Origin of the sequence: Natronoglycomyces albus (genome assembly GCF_016925535.1) — a bacterium.
In the GTDB taxonomy this organism is placed as follows: domain Bacteria; phylum Actinomycetota; class Actinomycetes; order Mycobacteriales; family Micromonosporaceae; genus Natronoglycomyces; species Natronoglycomyces albus.
On the sequence record NZ_CP070496.1, the window covers coordinates 3600259 to 3617410 of the forward strand.

18 protein-coding genes are annotated in these 17152 nt (G+C 58.7%); 9 read left to right on the forward strand and 9 right to left on the reverse strand.

Going from position 1 to position 17152, the window contains the following annotated elements:
• The first annotated feature begins 108 nt into the window (after nt 1-108).
• Together JQS30_RS15380 and JQS30_RS15385 are read left to right on the forward strand one after the other, a co-directional pair.
• Nucleotides 109-354 carry a hypothetical protein gene (locus JQS30_RS15380; protein ID WP_213171118.1) on the forward strand — a complete coding sequence of 82 codons (246 nt, stop codon included), beginning with the start codon at nt 109-111 and terminating at the stop codon, nt 352-354.
• A 4-nt stretch (nt 355-358) separates the two neighbouring features.
• Nucleotides 359-700: a hypothetical protein gene (locus JQS30_RS15385; protein WP_213171119.1), complete on the forward strand. Its 342-nt coding sequence runs from the start codon at nt 359-361 to the stop codon at nt 698-700.
• 779 nt (nt 701-1479) lie between these two features.
• On the opposite strand, the gene JQS30_RS15390 is transcribed toward JQS30_RS15385, so the two are convergent.
• From JQS30_RS15390 to JQS30_RS15400, 3 genes are all read right to left on the reverse strand, one after another.
• Nucleotides 1480-3696: an ABC transporter permease family protein gene (locus tag JQS30_RS15390; RefSeq protein ID WP_213171120.1), complete on the reverse strand. Its 2217-nt coding sequence runs from the start codon at nt 3694-3696 to the stop codon at nt 1480-1482.
• A complete protein-coding gene (locus tag JQS30_RS15395) occupies nt 3693-4376 on the reverse strand; it encodes an ABC transporter ATP-binding protein (protein ID WP_213171121.1) in 684 nt (227 codons plus the stop codon). The genes JQS30_RS15390 and JQS30_RS15395 overlap by 4 nt, the downstream gene beginning before the upstream one ends.
• Before the next feature lie 89 nt (nt 4377-4465).
• Nucleotides 4466-4855 (reverse strand): hypothetical protein, encoded by a 390-nt coding sequence (locus tag JQS30_RS15400; RefSeq protein WP_213171122.1) that lies wholly within the window; start codon nt 4853-4855, stop codon nt 4466-4468.
• A gap of 408 nt (nt 4856-5263) precedes the next feature.
• On the opposite strand from JQS30_RS15400, the gene JQS30_RS15405 reads away from it, so the two are divergent.
• From JQS30_RS15405 to JQS30_RS15420, 4 genes are all read left to right on the forward strand, one after another.
• Nucleotides 5264-5521 carry a hypothetical protein gene (locus JQS30_RS15405; protein ID WP_213171123.1) on the forward strand — a complete coding sequence of 86 codons (258 nt, stop codon included), beginning with the start codon at nt 5264-5266 and terminating at the stop codon, nt 5519-5521.
• 4 nt (nt 5522-5525) lie between these two features.
• Nucleotides 5526-5792 (forward strand): hypothetical protein, encoded by a 267-nt coding sequence (locus tag JQS30_RS15410; protein ID WP_213171124.1) that lies wholly within the window; start codon nt 5526-5528, stop codon nt 5790-5792.
• Nucleotides 5793-6221: 429 nt separating this feature from the next.
• A complete protein-coding gene (locus JQS30_RS15415; protein ID WP_213171125.1) occupies nt 6222-6731 on the forward strand; it encodes a hypothetical protein in 510 nt (169 codons plus the stop codon).
• Between the two features lie 9 nt (nt 6732-6740).
• On the forward strand, nt 6741-8009 hold the full coding sequence (locus JQS30_RS15420) for a WXG100 family type VII secretion target (RefSeq protein ID WP_213171126.1): 1269 nt from the start codon (nt 6741-6743) through the stop codon (nt 8007-8009).
• A 58-nt stretch (nt 8010-8067) separates the two neighbouring features.
• Here the strand turns inward: JQS30_RS15420 and JQS30_RS15425 are convergent, their stop codons facing one another.
• The 3 genes from JQS30_RS15425 to JQS30_RS15435 form a co-directional block, all read right to left on the reverse strand.
• Nucleotides 8068-9333, reverse strand: a complete 1266-nt coding sequence (locus JQS30_RS15425) for a S8 family peptidase (protein ID WP_213171127.1) — start codon at nt 9331-9333, stop codon at nt 8068-8070.
• A gap of 1044 nt (nt 9334-10377) precedes the next feature.
• Complete coding sequence (locus JQS30_RS15430; RefSeq protein WP_213171128.1) at nt 10378-10908, reverse strand: hypothetical protein; 531 nt, start codon at nt 10906-10908, stop codon at nt 10378-10380.
• The gene (locus JQS30_RS15435; protein ID WP_213171129.1) at nt 10905-11363 is read right to left on the reverse strand and encodes a hypothetical protein; all 459 of its coding nucleotides are present in this window, start codon (nt 11361-11363) and stop codon (nt 10905-10907) included. The genes JQS30_RS15430 and JQS30_RS15435 overlap by 4 nt, the downstream gene beginning before the upstream one ends.
• 702 nt (nt 11364-12065) lie before the next feature.
• On the opposite strand from JQS30_RS15435, the gene JQS30_RS15440 reads away from it, so the two are divergent.
• From JQS30_RS15440 to JQS30_RS15450, 3 genes are all read left to right on the forward strand, one after another.
• The gene (locus JQS30_RS15440) at nt 12066-12431 is read left to right on the forward strand and encodes a hypothetical protein (RefSeq protein ID WP_213171130.1); all 366 of its coding nucleotides are present in this window, start codon (nt 12066-12068) and stop codon (nt 12429-12431) included.
• A gap of 70 nt (nt 12432-12501) precedes the next feature.
• Nucleotides 12502-13740, forward strand: coding sequence for a hypothetical protein (locus JQS30_RS15445; RefSeq protein WP_213171131.1), 1239 nt, complete (start codon nt 12502-12504; stop codon nt 13738-13740).
• A 28-nt stretch (nt 13741-13768) separates the two neighbouring features.
• Nucleotides 13769-14467, forward strand: a complete 699-nt coding sequence (locus JQS30_RS15450; protein ID WP_213171132.1) for a hypothetical protein — start codon at nt 13769-13771, stop codon at nt 14465-14467.
• 160 nt (nt 14468-14627) lie between these two features.
• Here the strand turns inward: JQS30_RS15450 and JQS30_RS15455 are convergent, their stop codons facing one another.
• The 3 genes from JQS30_RS15455 to nadC form a co-directional block, all read right to left on the reverse strand.
• Nucleotides 14628-15239 (reverse strand): hypothetical protein, encoded by a 612-nt coding sequence (locus JQS30_RS15455; RefSeq protein WP_213171133.1) that lies wholly within the window; start codon nt 15237-15239, stop codon nt 14628-14630.
• Between the two features lie 122 nt (nt 15240-15361).
• A complete protein-coding gene (locus tag JQS30_RS15460) occupies nt 15362-16123 on the reverse strand; it encodes a type III pantothenate kinase (RefSeq protein WP_213171134.1) in 762 nt (253 codons plus the stop codon).
• Between the two features lie 2 nt (nt 16124-16125).
• Complete coding sequence (gene nadC, locus JQS30_RS15465; RefSeq protein ID WP_425498879.1) at nt 16126-17004, reverse strand: carboxylating nicotinate-nucleotide diphosphorylase; 879 nt, start codon at nt 17002-17004, stop codon at nt 16126-16128.
• Between the last annotated feature and the right edge of the window lie 148 nt (nt 17005-17152).

The following is a 17152-nucleotide window of genomic DNA, read 5'->3' on the forward strand; positions in this document are numbered from 1 at the left end:
CACGTATATGGGGCATGAACCGCGCCGCTGGACGCGGAAGATGCGTATCTGCGGCACGGCCAGTACGCTGGAGCCAAGAGCACCTTATTGGCGTGCAAGGAGAGTTCCATGGATTCCTTCGACGACGAACTCAGCTGGCCGTCTGTGCGCAGGGAGGTCACCATCGCCGATGTCGAGTTCCTTGAGTCCCAATCCGAAGACGTCGCCGAAGCGCTCGCCTTTATCTTCGCCGAAGAAACCTTCGACTATCTGCCCATCGAGTTGTCGAATGACTTCCTCGCCGCCAAAATCAAAAACGACAGCCTAGTGCGCATTATCAGCCAGCTGCGTAAAACCCTAGAGGAAGAGCCATAACCCCATGCCTGGCCACGAACCCCCCTCCCCTGAATCGATAGATGGGTTCCGGCTGCGCCTGGGGGCCTTTGAGGAGACCGTGAAGTGCCAGGAGGCGTTCCGCGAGGGCTTCTACAAGCCCACCGTGATCGAGGTCAACAAAGTCGGCAACGGTCACCAAGCCTCCGGCGAAGTTGCCCGCCGCATCTGTGTTAACTATCGGGACTCCGATGGCGACATCGCCATGGACACCCAGACTCTAGAGCGGGAGATCGACGAACTAGATACCGCCGCTGGCCATGAATTAGTAGTGACCGGTGCGGCTTATGCAAAAGCACACATTCAAGGTTGCAATAGGCGCCGTTAATATCTGCTCAGGTTGTCCGTGACCTGGGGTGTTGGGGTTCTATGCGTCGGTAGCCAGTTCCCGGCAGTGATCGCCGAAGCCACCAATGCGCACACGACCGCACGGGGCGAAAGGAGCGCGTGGGCCACGATACCGCCCACGCATCACCTGGCTCGCCGGAGAGCCCATCCTCAGACGCTGAACGGATACGCCCCCGCCCGTATGGATAGTCGGTTTTCGCTGCTGATACAGGTGGACCCGGCACTGTTGGGCAGCCGGTGCACAAGAGTGCCGGGGTAAAGAGTTGAAATCCCGAGAAACCGAGTTTTCAGTTATGAGACGTTTTCGTAGGTGGAGCAGTTATCCGGCCAGAGGGGAACATTCGTGCATGCGCGGAGTTTCTCAATTCCAGAAGACCAAGTTCCAGATCGGGCAGAACTATTCTTCCCCTCCTGCGTTTCGATGCGGTGCCTCGTGTTACTCCCTACCACGAAAAAGTTGGAGTAAGCATTAAAGCCATCCATTCTCGTATCGGTTACTTCAACACCTTTATCCTGGGAGTGAGTGGTGGCGCGGGCACCGGATACCTCCGCTGTGGCAGAAAAGGCTGGCGCGGTCGCGCCAAGGACTCCAGCGGTTGTGACGGCAATGATCGCAGTCTTGAACCAGGCTTTTGAGTGCTTACTCATATCTTCCTTTCATTGTTTAGTCCCTAATAATCGGGCCGGTACACAAGGCGGTGTCCGTTGTGGAAGGCGATCTGCGCCCGTGTACACGTCTATGGTTTTACCAACGGAGACTTATTCTCGGCCGGGTCGCCAACGCTGGGAGCAGGCGACGGCTATGGAAGATGCCCACCACCACATCAGAATTCCGGTCGCGGTAACGACCACGGTCACCAAAGTTGCCGTACCCCACCCCGGTGGACTACTGGTGTAGAGAGTCAGGGGACGCGTAATCCAGATGCCAATCGCTACGCCTATGAGAACAGTGGCAGTGATAGGGGCTGCCACACTCCATGCGGCGATACGGCGATGAGTACCAGCGGTTCCAGTGATTGCGGCTAGTGGCGCCAATGCTGTGCCATAGCGGAGGAATTCACCGGCGGCGGCGACAGCGGCGACTAGGCCCAGCAAGGCCAGACCTGTGATACCAAAAAGGCCGATCCACCGCGACTGTTCCCGAATGGGGATCGCGCCATTGCCCCACCGCTCGCCAGGCGTAGTCACGGTCGCCTGTTGCGGGAAAACTCGGGCCGAGCGTTTCAATTCAGGGATGGAGAAGCCACTCCCGGACTTGTCGATCATCAGCAATGCGGCACCATCTGCAACTGCATCGGCGACATCGCCCTGTCGTGTCTGCAATGGGTTGTGTCCCAGCCAAACGGCGAGAAACGGGTCGACCGTACGCGGGTCTATTTCTGTTTCGTCAGTGCTATGGCAGGGAGAGCCAAGGTCAGCAATATCCTCGCAACTTCCGGCCAGCAACGTGATGTTCTCCTGGGACTCCTCGTCCCATACAGTCTCTATCGCCAGAATCTTCGCGTGGTCGTCGACGGTACCTAGGAACTGGTCAGTGGCGGTGATATCGGTGGAACCATTGGGGCTGACGGTTACCGTACTGGTCCCAAACTGCGCTTGGTGTAGCTCGGCCGTTTCGGAGTTTCCAGCCAGCAAGGCTTGGTAAGCCGCGGCAAGGAAGAAGAGCACGATGCCCATGGCGAGACCGGTGACCTGACGAGTAATGGCTCGGGGCCGAGCGTGCATCCAGGATCCGGCTATCAACATTGGAGCATTCCGGCGAGCCCGGCCTGTACGGGCCAGTGATTTTCCTGCCCAGGAGGAGGCGACTCCGATGACCGCTGGCAATGTCACCATTGCGCCGATAGTTCCCAGCCAGTGGAAGATCATGTATCCGGGGGTGTACATGAAGAACTGCGGCAAGATGACCGCGATGCTTATAAAAACGGGGCACAGTGAAGCGACGATGATCAATCGGCGGTGCCGGGGAGCAGGAAGCGGTCGGGTGGAATCGTTGCGAACCTTGCCGCCTCTGGCAAGGCCCAGCGCAATCGACACGGTCACGGCGATTCCGATAAAGGGCGTGGCAGCCAGCGGCAGCCAGTGGGAGCGGACATCATCGGCGGCAATGGTGAATTCCGCATACGGCAGATTGATATCGAAGACGAGCACAAACGGAAGCAGAAGTCCGGCGAAAACGGTCCCAGCCAGAATCGGCGGAGCGGTTTCCCCTATCGCAATCCACCTGCGATGCCGTGCTGTACCGCCCAGGATCATCACCAGATGTTCCCGCCTATCCCGGGAATGCGCTGCGATGCGAGCCGCTATGAACATCAAGGCGCATGCGGGTATCAACAGCATCGCAATGGCCAAGGCCGCCAAAGCACCGACCGAAAAATCCTGTTCTTGTAGGATCCAGTGCACACCGTGGGAGTTAATAGTGTCATCTACGCCCCATCCGCTTATACGCTCGGTTGCGGAGGAATCGGCGTACTCCAGATCCTGGAGGGGTCGGACATAGGCCAGTAGTTGCCCGGCGTCCAGAAGCCCTTCCGAGCCGATAGTCCCCACCACATCGCCATAGCGTGATTCGATTTTTTCGGAACCGCCCTTTTCGAGCAATGCCGGGGATAGGACCGCTTCACCGGGCTGGGGCCAATGACTCAGTCCGGGCGGGAGCGGCGCGTCCTCACCCAAAGGAGAGAGGTAGAAAACTTCGAACTGCCTACTGCCTTGTAGGTTGTCGAAAATGCTTTGCACGAGCACAACTGAGGATTGGGATGTGTCCGTATCGGCGTAAACGGGCGTTCCATCCAGGGCCCGCTGAGCGCGTTCGGAAGCGACGGCGAATGTGACGGCAAGTGTGGCAACCGATATCACGATCATAAAGGCGGCGAACGCCAGTGCGGCGAATCGTAGTCCACCGGCTTCCATATTCCGTGCTGCCCCAAATCCGATCCGTGCGGCAATAACACGAGGGTTTCGAGGACGGTTCATGCAAGCTCGTCCCTTACTTGGAGACGACCGTCGACAATCTGCACTATCCGGTCTGCGCGAGAGGCCACGTTTAGGTCATGAGTAACAGTCAGGAGCCCACAGTGGTGAGAGACCGGCAGCTCGAACAGAATGGAGGCGACTTGGTCTCTAGTCTTCTCGTCCAAAGCCCCGGTGGGTTCATCGGCGAGTATCAGGCGGGGTGCATTTATCAGCGCCCGCGCGACGGCGACCCTTTGCCGTTCTCCTCCAGACAAATGTGCAGTCGGAGCAGTCGTGACAACTCCAAGTGTTTCCAGTAGAGAAGCAGCTCGCTCATAAGGGTCAAGGGCATCCGGGCGGGGGTTAAGCAACGCGGGCAGGGCCACGTTTTCTGCCGGTGTGAGTTCGGGAAGGATTTCCCCGAACTGGAAGACCATGCCCACTGCGGAGGCGCGCAGGTTCGCCAGCGCGTCCCCTCGCAAATCAGTGAGGGCTGTTCCATCGATGACGACTTGCCCCGAGGTGGGAGAAATAAGACCGAGAATAACCGAGAGCAGGCTACTCTTTCCCGAACCCGACGGCCCGAGAATGGCGAGGGATTCGCCTGCGTTGACGGTGAGGTCGGCGGAGGTGAATATAGTGCGTTCTCCAAGAGTCAGGCACAGGTCGCTGACCGACAGGACTGGGGATGTGTTCGGCATGCCTCTTGATTCTGTTCAGGGGGCTGGAGAGAAGCGAAGATTGCGGGCAGGGTCGCACTTGGGCGCCCCTGCCCGAGGGAGGAATTCAGCTACCACGGAACTTTGCGGTAGTCAGTGCAAGAGTCGGGAAGCAGCGTCCTATTCAGGCACGTGTTGTGGCGGTCGATACCCGCCTCATAGAGGCCGGACTCGGCGCATGAACCCTTACCGCCGGTGGTTTCGATGCGTTTGCGAACGCTGTCGTTGCGAACGTAAAAATTGGAATATACATCCCAGCCGTCCCAAGAGGTGTCACAGACTCGTACACCACGCTTGTTGCCGTACGTTTCGGAATATCCGTCCGCGCTTTGGAGTGACACGGCTCCATCGACTGATCCGGAGACGAGTAGTTGCTCGGCTGCTGCGGGGGTAACGGCTCCCATCACTCCCAGAGCAGTCACCGATATAAGGGCAGCTTGAAGCCAGCGTTTGGCCTTCATTTGGTACAATGTCCTTTCATTGTTAAGTCCCCCGTGAATGAGGGATTGATAGTGGGGTGGGCGGTATCCGTTGTGGAAGGCGATTACCGCTCACTTCTTTAGGAAAGTATCATATCTATTGCTCTGAGTCACTCCATGCCGGTTTGTCCGGTTTTTGGCCGCTGTCCTATAGGGAATCCGCAAGCTGAACAGGCAATCATGGTTCATTCGCCCACCAGCATGGCCGCTCGGGGTCGTTGAGCCTTTTCGAAAGCGCACGGTCAAGGCCGCACAAGGCAACTTAAGCTCCGTGGCAGCTAGCGCCGAAGGTGCCATTTGCGCAAGTCTCGAAGCTCTCCAGGGTGCGAAGACCCCCTCTAACGGTACGGTTAATGAGAACCCCCTCCGTGAGGCGTTTGGAGTCCGGCCATGGGAACTAGTGACGCATCCTCCAACAGGTCTTTTCCCAACCCCGTTCAACCTGGAGACATCACCCTCGCGCAGGTCGATTCCCTTCAAGCTCAGTCCGACGACGTCGCTCATATGCTCACATCGATTCTCGCCGAAGAAACCTTCGACTATCTGCCCATCGAGTTGTCGAATGACTTCCTGGCCGCCAAGATCAAAAACGACAGCCTGGTACGCATGATCAGCCAGCTGCGTAAAACCCTAGAGGAAGAGCCATAACCCCATGTCTGGCCACGAACCCCCCTCCGCCGAATCGATAGACGAGCTCCGGCTGCGCCTGGAACGACAGCTGCTATCCATAGACGAGGCCATCGCCACCGCTTCCGAAGGCCGCAAGAACTTCGAAAGCATGATCGATGAAGACTCCCCGGTCGAGATGTTCAACGCGACCCTACGAAACAGCCTGGAGAACATCAACCGCTTCACCAAGCATCTCTACCAACTACGCCAACGGGTCTACCAAGAGCTCAACGCATTGCAAAAGCATTGAGGGGCATTCGGATGGCTGGCACAGGACTTGGGATGTGCCCTTCATTGAGTTGGTGCCCCAGCCAGAGGACGATGAAGAGGTCGCCGGGTTCGGAAACCTTCGGCACGACGTTCCATCGGGCCCAACTAACTCTTCGTGAACGTGGCGCACTCGCGTTCGAGGTAAGCCAGTCGCCATGGTGCCCCGGACATTGAGAAACCTACGCCCGGTTCACCTCTGGTCACTGTGGTAACACCGTGTCGTCAACGTGACGCAATCGAGTGAGACTGGCACATTCTCGACCAGATATTCTTTGCACGGTTCGGTAAGATTGGTTTCTGAAAATTATCGTGCCCCTTGCTTGAATAAACGCCGTTGGGGCGTAGTCACAATCTAAATTCGCCAGCCTGCCCCAGGCTGGCGTTGATCCTGGTTGAGGAGATTTCACCGATGGTCCTGACCCCTATGGCCGATGGTGGTGGAGCCGCTTCCGGTAGCTCCGCTATCCAAAGCGCCGTCGCGAAAGCGGCATTGTATGTGGAGCCGCTGGAACTCGAAGAGTTCGCCGCCCGCGCGGCCGAGCTCGAGGAAGCCATTAGCAACGTAGTCGGGCTGCTGTCGCAGCAGCGCGGATTCATGATGCCTGGTATGCGGGCCTTCTCAATGCCCTCAGTGACCACCTTCGACGGGGAAAATCTCCAGCTGGGAGCTTTTGAAGAGGCCGTGAAGTGTCGGGAGGCGTTCCGCGAGGGCTTCTACAAGCCCACCGTCATCGAGGTCAATAAGGTCGGCAATGGTCACCATGTATCGGGCGAGGTTGCCCGCCGCACCTGCGCCAACTATCGAAACTCCGATGGCGACATCGCCATGGACACCCAGACCCTAGAGCGAGAAATCGACGAAGCTGGCCGCGACGCCGACAGTGCCTTTGGCGCCGATAGCCCCGGAACGCAGGGTTAGGAGCACCTGATGGCTACCAATGATTACATCGCCAAGTACAACCAGTACAGCTTCGAACAGTTGTGGTCGATGCTGTTCACCGACGCCGATCCCACCAGTGTGGCCATGGCCGCGCTGCCGTGGAAGAGCGTCCGCGAAACCCTGGAGGACGCCAACAACCGCGTGGCCTCCAGCGTTAGTCGGCTGATGCAGGGCTGGCAAGGCGAGGCGGCCGACGAGTTCGCCGACCGGATGGACAAGCTGAGCGAGTTCTCGTCAAGACTTGCCGGGTACATCGAGGAAACCGAGGCCAAGAGCATCCCCTTGTTGTCTGCGGCGCTAAAGGAAGCCCGGGAAAAGGCGGAGTCGTATCCGTTCAATGCCTCGCGGATGTCGTATGAGGAGTGGAAGGCGTCTCGCCCGCCTTGGGAAATGGACGACCGGGCCCATTATGAGAACGAGCAGCGCAAAGAGCGGCTATTGATGGCCAGCTACGTGGGAAAACTTGCCGAAACATACGACGAGGTAAGCGACAGATTCGACACAGAGCCTCCCCCAAAGCCCGCTCCGGGTACTCCGGGGGAGAATGCTCCATCGCCCGGCGGACCGCTGTTCGGTAATGACGGCTTGAATGGACGTTCGGACGGTTCTCCGGCAGTCATCGCCTCGAATAGCGGTTCGACGGGGTCAATGGGTTCCACAGGATCGAGTAGTGGCCCTGTTCTTCCGGCCGGTTCGGGCGCAATTGGCGCAACCGACGGTGTTGATTGGCAACTGTCGGGCGAGGGCGACGCCGATGAATCTGGGGCAGGTCTGTACGCGGGCACCGCTGGCCCCGCAGCTGGTCCGGCTGGCGGTGGGGTTGGTTCGATTGCCGGTGCTTCAAGCGGATCTATCGCTACCGGTGCCGGGGCGGCGGCTATTGGGGTTGCCGGTTCGGGTTCAGCCGCCTCGACGGCCAGCACTCGCGGGGGTTCCACGGGCTCTCGCGTCGGTCCGGGCGGTACCACAGCCTCCTCTACTGCCGCAGGCAAAGGCACTGCGGCGGTTATGGGCCGTGGAGGGGCCGGTACCGGTCGTCCGGGTGCGGGCATGATGGGTGCCGCTGGTGGGCGTCCCGGTGAGTCCGGGGAGGAAACCGAGGGTGGCCCGGAGAACTGGCTGACCGAACAAGACTTCGACTGGACCGCATTCGACCCGAACTCAGGTCCGGCCGATGATTACGATCCGAAAGCGATTCGTGAGTGGGAACGTATGTATGACGCATGGATGGCCCGCAAAGCACAAGCCACGGAATGAACATTGTTAGAGGTGGGCCCGGTGACCTTACGGTCACCGGGCCCACCTCTCTTGTGGCTTAGTACTGTGGCGGGTGGCTGCTGCCTTGTTGGCCCGGATACTGGGGCCATGGCGCATACGCCTGCGGTTGTTGTCGGGCTTCCTTGCGTTTCTTGAGCACCAAGAAGATCGTCACCGCGATGATGTCGAGCACGATGAACCCCACCAGCAACCAAAAGACCAGCGGGCTCAACCCCAAAATCCGATCATCGGGCGCAGCCCCCACCGGGCCAGCCGCCTCAGGCGAAGCTGTGGGCTCCTCTTCAGCCTCCTGACTGGCACCAGACTCACCCATCGGATACCCCAAGGGATTCTCACTGACCGTATCGATACCTTCAGCAGCCACCGCCGCACCAGCATCAATCAGACCATGCCCAAACTGATCCGCAGGCCCAATATCAACAGCAGTACCCAACATCCGCGCAATCGCATTATTAGCATCAATATCGGAATCAGAAGCCAGCACTAGAGCTGCGACTCCGCCGATAAGACCAACCGTCAACGACGTACCCCAGAACTGTCGATAGAGCGGATGATCGTCCTCTTGCCAGATGGTCGTGTCAGCGGCTGTGATGTCCGCTGCCGGACCAGCCGCATCGATATGCGGACCGGTCGTTGAGTCCACATACAGTTCGCCATTGACATCCGTACCCGACACAGCCAATATCCCATCGGTCGCAGCAGGGTGGAACTTATCAGCATCAGGATCGTTCCCGGCGGCTGCCAGGACAAGCACATCGTTGTCAACCGCATACTGATACGCCTCAAGGTCGACATCGTAGATTCCGTTGGAACCGAATGGAAGCACTAGAACGTCGGCACCATTATCCACAGCCCAACGAATCTCACTGTCGATCGGCGCAGGCGGAAGATCGACGGTTTCAAATTGGTCAAAGCGTCCATGGGTAGTCTTGACTGGCATCAAAGTGGCTTCCGGAGCCACGGCCAGCACCAATGACGAGACCAACGTTCCGTGACCGTCCTGGTCGTGAAAGGCATCGTCCTCACTATCGAAGGTGCTGTACCCCTCATGGACGTTCTTGTCTTCAAAATACGGGTGCGAGGCGTCTAGACCGGTATCGAGCACCGCCACCGTGATGCCTTCGCCCTGCGTGTGCTGCCAAGCCTCTTCCACGTTCAACGCATCCAACGCCCAACCACCCACCTCATCAGCATGAGCCGGAGCCGCCCCCAAAAACAACGCCGCCGAAGCTCCCAACGTGGCCGCAATAGCGGCCGCACCCCATCGAGACGCACGAGATCGCGGCCTAGCGGTCTGAGACATGGCTGGGGTGTCCTTTCGCTGGGGTATATCCGCCTCAAAGCCGGTATCGCAAGCCAATGAATGCACGCTGGCGGATACCGCGAACTTCTGGACGGGAGCTCTCCGGGTGGGTGCGTAGCGCTAAAAAATGACCGGTTGCGCCTTTAACACCATACCGAGAATCGTAAGACCGCACCAAATCAACGTCCGGCCCTGCCGATCTCAGTAAGCGAACGTCGCACGATAAACCGACACAATTCCCACTGACCACGATCCCCGACGGCCCCGGTCGCCGATGAACCGAATTCAGATCGACATAGATGCCACCGGCTAACTCATCACCTCCCAGTTCATTGCATGTCGCTCCGGTCTCAACCCATGAGCAGGCTAATTCCGAGGCTTGTAGCCGTCACGTTGACTTGTTATTCCGGGCCCGATGCGAACTAACGCGTGCATGTGCTGGTGATGCAGTGTCGCCGTGGCATCGTCGTTGCTGCGGTGACGTTGCTGGTGGTGACGTGCGTTGACGGTATCGGTGTGCCGCCTGTCCTGGTGGGGTCGCCACTGTTGGATCGTTGCGGCTAGTTTGACGTCGTCGCGGCTCGCATTGGCCCGGGTTTCTGTTGTGTGGGTTGAGTTGTTGTGAAGTTATGTCCCGTCTGGTCTGGGAATGGCTGCCGTGATTCCGTGCCGGGCTAGTTGTCTGACGCCTGGTGGGAGTAACTGTGGTTGCTCTTGCGTAGAGTTCTAGGCCGGTTTGGTTTCTGCGGTGCGCGATCCGGTCTCGGTTGAGGGTTTCTCGTCTAGATCGATCTGTCCTCGGTGAGGTCCGGATATCTCATCCAGCGGGGTTCGGTGCCGTTACGGTGGGGTCATTCTTGTCCGACAGTTAGCTTGACTGTCAGGGCCACCCCAACCACAGCGATTTACGAACACTTCCAGCATGGGTTCGTGTTGCTCACCTGGCGGGTGAGCTGCGATAGGTCTTTGGTATCGACAGGGCGGACGGTCTTTGGTGTCCAGACACCGCCACCCGGTCAGATCAGGTCAGGTCAGGTCACTTGGTTACTCGGATTCAGGTTTGTGGTGTGTACACAGGTCCGGATGTGCGGCCGCGTAGGTGGTGAAGTTCTCCGCGAAACGTTTCAACCCGTAGGCGGCTTGGCCGAAGACGAGGGTTTTGATCCACCAAGCGCCCGATGGCAGCAGGTAGGCGCGCACGATGGGGTCGCCCTCGCGCGATTCCTCCCGATGTACGGCGATCGAGTCGCCCATCCAGGAGCCATACAGGTAGTAGTAATACCCATCGGAGAGAAACCGGCCGTAAAACTTGCCCGGCTCCAGGCGTGCCCCCAACAAATCAAGCTTGGAAAACCTGCTGGTGACATTCGCCGGGGCCGGTTGCCCGTTCGCCCAGCGCACCGGAGGACCGTTCCCCGAACCCAACACGTGAGCGTTTCCCGGACGCACCGGTTGGCCGTTAGCTGAACTTACCTGGTGGTCGTTGCCTGAGCCCATCGGTCGGCCGTTGGCCGGGTTCGTCGGCTGGTCCTCGCCGGAGCGCATCGCCGGGATACCGAGATTGCGCGGGTTCATGACGCACCGCCCAGCAAAGACTCGGCCAGGTTTTGCGACACCTGGTTGAGGATGGCGTCCTTCCACTCAGGTGAACGGGCCAGAAACGGCGTCTCCCAGGTGACTTCACCCAACTGGCCCCGAACCAGGGCGATCGTGGCCACCGGAATAACCAAGGACTGACCCTGCAGGTTCAACGCCAACGCCGAACCGCGTTCCGGATGCGGCGAGACCATGTAACGACCCGGCCCAAAGGCGAACTCGACAACCTGGTTACCGGTCGTCTTCACAGGCGGCGACACAGGCGAGCCCGACGATCTCGACGACGTTGAATAGACCGTTTCCGGACTGGTCGCCTCATCAGCGCTGTGGTGTGTGGCTGCCGCATCGGCCGACTTCGCCAGATCACGACACCGGCCAACCGAGCCCGCCGCGTACGTCGGTTGAGAGGTGGCTGCGGAGATCTCATCACTCATTTCACACCGCCAAAAGTCAGCACCGAAACCCGCATCTGCCTGGGCATATGCGGGTCAAAAAGGTGTGAAGATGTGGGTGTTGACTGCTCGTTTTTGGGTGTGCGGCAGCGTATGGTGGTTCGTAGCATTACGAACTCCGTTTCTTGATGCTGTGAGGGTGGTCCGCCGGAACATGTTTAGCGGCAAGGTCCGTCGGACCACCTGTTTCCATATGAACTTGTGCGCCCCGAACCCTACGGATTCGTGAACGCGTGTGCCCCATGCGATGCCGTGCTGCACACGGATCACATCGGATAGTTCGGAACTATCCCCGAACAAAATCCAGAAGTCAACGACCACACGCGTTTCGGCTCGGCGTGTCGCCCAAAATTGACGAGATCCACGCCTAAACAGAGACCGACACCACACCCCCACCGGCGTGTCAACTGGGCACAGACTAGGTTCCGCACCCAGTCGATTCCAGTTGCCTGAGTCATGACCCCTACTGGCCACTTCCGCTTTGCGTGAACAGCGGCAATTGTCCAGTAGCGGTAAGCTATTCGACGACCACAAAACATGAGCGTTGCTCGCCCGACAGGAAGTGCCCATGCAACAAGTATCCAGTTCCCCTAGCAGTGGCTATGAAGGTCCCGCAGTCAGCTCCAACCCGGGAGACGTTGGCACCGGCCGGGGTTCGGCGTAGAACTTCACCGCCTCTATCGGGTGGGACGCCTCGACTTCCCCGATGCCGCCCAAAAGCTCGCTGTCGTCACTCACATCATCGAACGGAGTCGCGCGGACGATGCTGGCGCGTTTCGAGAGCTAGACGGCTCTCACCACCCGGCGACAACAGCATGGTTGCAGATGCGCGACTCGCTGCAACAAATCGTGCACACCTCATGTATCAATCTCCAAGACACCGGTTCGGCGCTGGTGGCCATCGCCAATGCATATGCCGCAACCGATGAAGAAGCCGCTAACGTGTTTGAGGACAAGCGCGACAACCTCTACGCGGCTGACTACACCTCCCAGCTACATACGGCTGAGCCCGTAGCTCCACGGCGCCCTGGAAACCGTGCGGCCCAGTAGAGGCGCGCTTCTGCCCACATTCAAACATCATGCCCTCGCACCCAGCAAAAAGAATAGGAAAAGTTGAGCCGTGGCTTCCCTCAAAGAGCACAAAGAATTCAACCGCGAACGTCTTTGGTCTGAATTTTCAGACCTGGGCCAAGCCCTCGCGGAGCTCAAGTATATCGATGAGATGGTCGCGTTCGATGGCCCTCGTATCCAAGCACCCAATAACACCGCGGCGATCGACAGCATGCGCTCCTCGGGCGTATCTAGCCCCGTCAACATTGGCGCTCCCCGTGGCTCTCTTACTTTGAGTGAGAGTCCGGTCGACCCCGATATTCTCAATATGAAGCTCGAGATCGGGGACGCCCAGTCTGTCCAGATTAAGAAGGAACTCCTTCTGTACAATATGTTCACTCCAGATGGCCTAGAATATTCCCAGTTCGACCTCAACTCTGTGAAGAAAATGATTGCAGACCAGGTCATGTCTGCCGCCGATTCTGCTGCTCAGTGGGCCTCCGATAACCTGGCCTTTATCAAACCCGCCCTAGACGAGATCGCATTTCGTAATCCCGCCTCAATACAGGCTGAGCATCACATGCTTTCCCAGGCGGGAAGTCAATATGCTGCCCTCATGGAAGATATGCAGAATTCTCAGTCTTATATCTCTGACTGGGTAGGGACAGCCCGTACAGACTTTCAAGAAAACATGTTGACCCCGTTTCCAAAGGCCATGGTTCATCAATCAGATGCTATCTATGAGCTTATGGCTTTTCTAGAGCTATTCAACAACATAGTTGTGGACTCACAAGATACGGCCTTCAATTGCGTGGTTGTATGCAAGAACAAAGCCCTCCAAGCAATTCAGGGCCGGGCTAACCAAATGCAACAAGAGCTAGAGCAGCGGCGCGATCGGGTAATGAACGTCGTCTTTGGCTTTCTTGGACCATTCGGAGGCTCGATAGCATCGATGATCGCTCGACGGGGTGATGACTTCAAGATCGATGTGGCACGATCCACCTATTCAGATGTCTTCGATTCAGTAAGTGAGGTCTACCCCGACCCCGAGGAGCTTCCTATATATGGCGGAACAGCGACCGGCATCATGAATGACTTCGCGACGGCCGTTACCGCATCGCAGAGGTTTTATTACGAAGCACTCGATGCTACAAAAGATGGCATTCAGGAGGGAGAGGACACCATTCATGAGCTCCGCAGGAACGCCCCAGCTCGAGGCATCGGCTCTATCGTGGTCGCCCGACCACTGCTAGTTGACTCACCTATCGATAGCTCCTCGCTCAGACACAGCTCAGGCCTAAGCAGCTAGTTAGGTCATACTCCCGGGAGCGATAACTATGAAAAGTCTCAAGTTGACACTGTCAATAGCGATTATTTCCGCCCTAGCAATTTGGGGAGGTGCCTTTTACTTGATCTTTAGTGATTCGTCTCCAGAACCCTATGTCGAAAGAGCTCAGGATCGATCACTGTTCGTCTTGCATTCAAAGGGTATTTGCGAAAACCTGACCCTGGACTTGGGCATGGGTGGCCAATTTCAAATGGAAGATTACGGTGACACTAGAGAAAGAAAATACCATGACCGCTCCGACTGTCGACAATTCTACGTAGACGACGAAGATCTTTACTTCACCGTGTCCGCGTTGGTAATCTATACAGTTATGCGGCCTGACCTGCACGATTATCAGGTCCGCTCCGAGATGGACCAAGCCAAGTGGAATCCATCTGCAAGCGCTCCCTCCAATGACGACGCCGTTACAATAGCTTCCGGTGACGTCCCGGGTTGGGATCGCAGCACCTACGAATGCTGGGACCATTCGAGTGCCCGCTCGCATAGTAAGACCTGCAGCTTCGGAGCCGAAATCGGTAACCTAGCCATGGGCGTGAGTTTGAGCTTTGACTTCCCGGAAAACAAAACCTTCGAAGAAGTCAGCGAGGAAGACCTCGAGGAACAACTAGAGTTCGTTCTCGGCTCGATCGAGGTAGTTTCCGAACTCATGAAAGACATTCATGAACTGCTTCCAGATCTTGAGCGTTAGGCACTGACGCACCTACAAGCAGGCTATGAGAGCACTTGGGCCCTCACCACAGCCGGGGCCATCACCGAGGCCACCAGAGCCCCGCATAACCGCAGTGCTCAATGGATAGAGCGACCGGTGAACGACCCCCATACGAAAACTCAACGTGAACACCCCGCGCTCATGTATCCAAGAAGCCGGTGGGCGCTCCTGACATGGTCTCGCAAAGTGAGAACGATGTCGGTCGGGCCCAGACTTCCTCACCCTCGCCTAAGCCAGACGTGGAGGAATGCGCAACCGTCGCATGGCGGTCTTGGTGGACAAACCAGCGGGCCGAGCTGGGCCAAGCCAGGAGGACGATGACGGTGGCGGCGATCGCGAGTGTCACCATGGCGATCGGGGAGCCGCTAATGAGGAGGTCGGCCAGTGACCTGAGCACGTCCATTCCCATCAAAGTCAACAGGACTATCCACGGCCACATCGCACCAGAGGTCAGTTTGTAGGCGACAAAGCCTATAAAGACCATGAGGCCAGCTAGTCCGCACCCGAGGCCTAGCGTGAAGGCCACCTCGAAGGTAAGGCCGCGGTGGGCCATCACCTCGAAAACTCCATATAGGACCAGGCAAGCGGCGGTGAAGCCGAGCAGTGCCAGGCTCCAGACCATCCACCGTGCCACCTGAATCGCCATCGGCGGCTCGACGGCATGAAAGCTGCGCGGAACCGCGACCGTCTGTTCGGCCGCGATGCGGCTTTGGTTGTTAACGTCATCGGGGTCAGGCGGTGGAGCGAACATAGGGGTGTACTCCCGGCACTTAGCGACATGGACGCCGTAACTGTACCCTCACGCTTCAACCAGGCGCTGCGGCGAAAATCTACCGGGAACCCATCACGCCGCGATATCAACCGCGTCCAGGCCTAGGAGTTACGCTCATAGATCATGCGCAGGCCCACCAACGTCAAGTCGGGCTCATAGTGGGTGATGGTCTCGCAGTGTTCGAACATCACCCCGGCCAAACCACCCGTACCGAGAACGGCCGCCACGTCGCCGTCCAGCTCGGCGGAAATACGCCGCACGAGTCCATCGACCTGCCCGGAAAAGCCATACAGAATGCCCGACTGTAGACATTCCACAGTGTTCTTCCCGATGGCGCTGCGCGGCTCCACCAGCTCAATCTTCGGCAACTGCGCCGCGCGCGCGGCCAGCGCGTCGATGGAGATGTCGATGCCGGGTGCGAACGCGCCGCCGAGGAAGTCGCCGGTCTGGCCCACCACATCGATGTTGGTCGAGGTGCCGAAGTCGACGATGATGCACGGCCCGCCGTAGAGGTGATAGGCCGCGTGGGTGTTGGCGATGCGGTCCGCGCCAACGCCTTTGGGGTTGTCGATGGCTAGCTGTACTCCGGTGCGTACGCCTGGTTCGACGACGACGCAATGTGCCTCGGAGTAGTAACGCTCCAGCATGGTGCGTACTTCGCGCAGGGCTTGTGGCACTGTGGAGGATACGGCGATGCCGCGAATGGAGACTTTGTCTCCGTCGAGCAGGGCCCGGAAGGTGAGGCCCAGTTCGTCGGCGGTGGCGCGCGGGTCGGTCTTGATGCGCCAGGAGTGGACCATTTCTTCGCCGTCGAAGGTGGCCAGGACGGTCTGGGTGTTCCCGATGTCGATGCACAGCAGCATGTCTACTCGTCTCCCTCGGGCCAGTCGAGTCCAATATCCACAATGGGCGAGGAGTGGGTGAGGGCGCCGACAGACAGGAAGTCGACCCCGGTGGCCGCGTACTCGGCGGCGGTGTCAAGGGTCAGCCCGCCGGTGGCTTCGAGTTCCACCTCGTCGTCCAACGCCGCCACGATCTCGCGCAATTGGTCGGGAGTCATGTTGTCCAGCAATAGGAATTCCGCGCCCGCCTCGACCGCTTCCAGCGCTTCGGCTAGCGTGTCCACTTCGACCTGGATAGACACGGTTGGGTCCTCATCCTCAATGGCGCGGAAAGCCGCCGCGATCGAGCCGGCGGCCTGTTTGTGGTTGTCCTTGATCATCGCCGCGTCGTACAGGCCCATTCGTTTGTTACCGCCACCTGCGGCCCGTACCGCGTATTTCTCCAACGATCGCAGGCCCGGCGTGGTCTTTCTGGTGTCGAGGACCTGCGCCTTCGTTCCTTTGAGCGCGTCGACCCAGGCGCGGGTGTGAGTGGCGATCCCGGTGAGGCGGCACAGGAAGTTCAAAGCCGTGCGCTCCGCCGACAAGAGATCACGGGTGCGTCCCGACACCTCGGCCAGCGCTTGACCGGGCGTGACGCGCTGGCCTTCGTCCACCAGGTAGGTGAAGTGGATGTCGGAGGGCATCGAGTCGAAAACCGCGTGAGCCACCGGCAGACCCGCCACCACGCCTGCCTGGCGCGTCACCAACTGGGCAGTCGAGACATGGTTGGGGTCAAAGATCGCATCGGCGGTGCGGTCCACTCGGTCCTCTGAGAGGTCCTCGTCCAAGGCCGCCTCAATCGTCACGCACACCTCGACCGGGTCGAGACCCAGCGCCACTAGGCGCTGGTTGACACCCAATAGGGCCTCTGGGTTGTCATTACTCGGGTCGGTTGTCACGGTGAAGTCCCTTCATGGGCTGGCGCATAGGCTCGGGCGAGGTCGTCGCCTACCAACCTAGTGGATCGGGCGCGGTGGGCCAGCCGGTCGGGCCAATGACTCCCCTGCC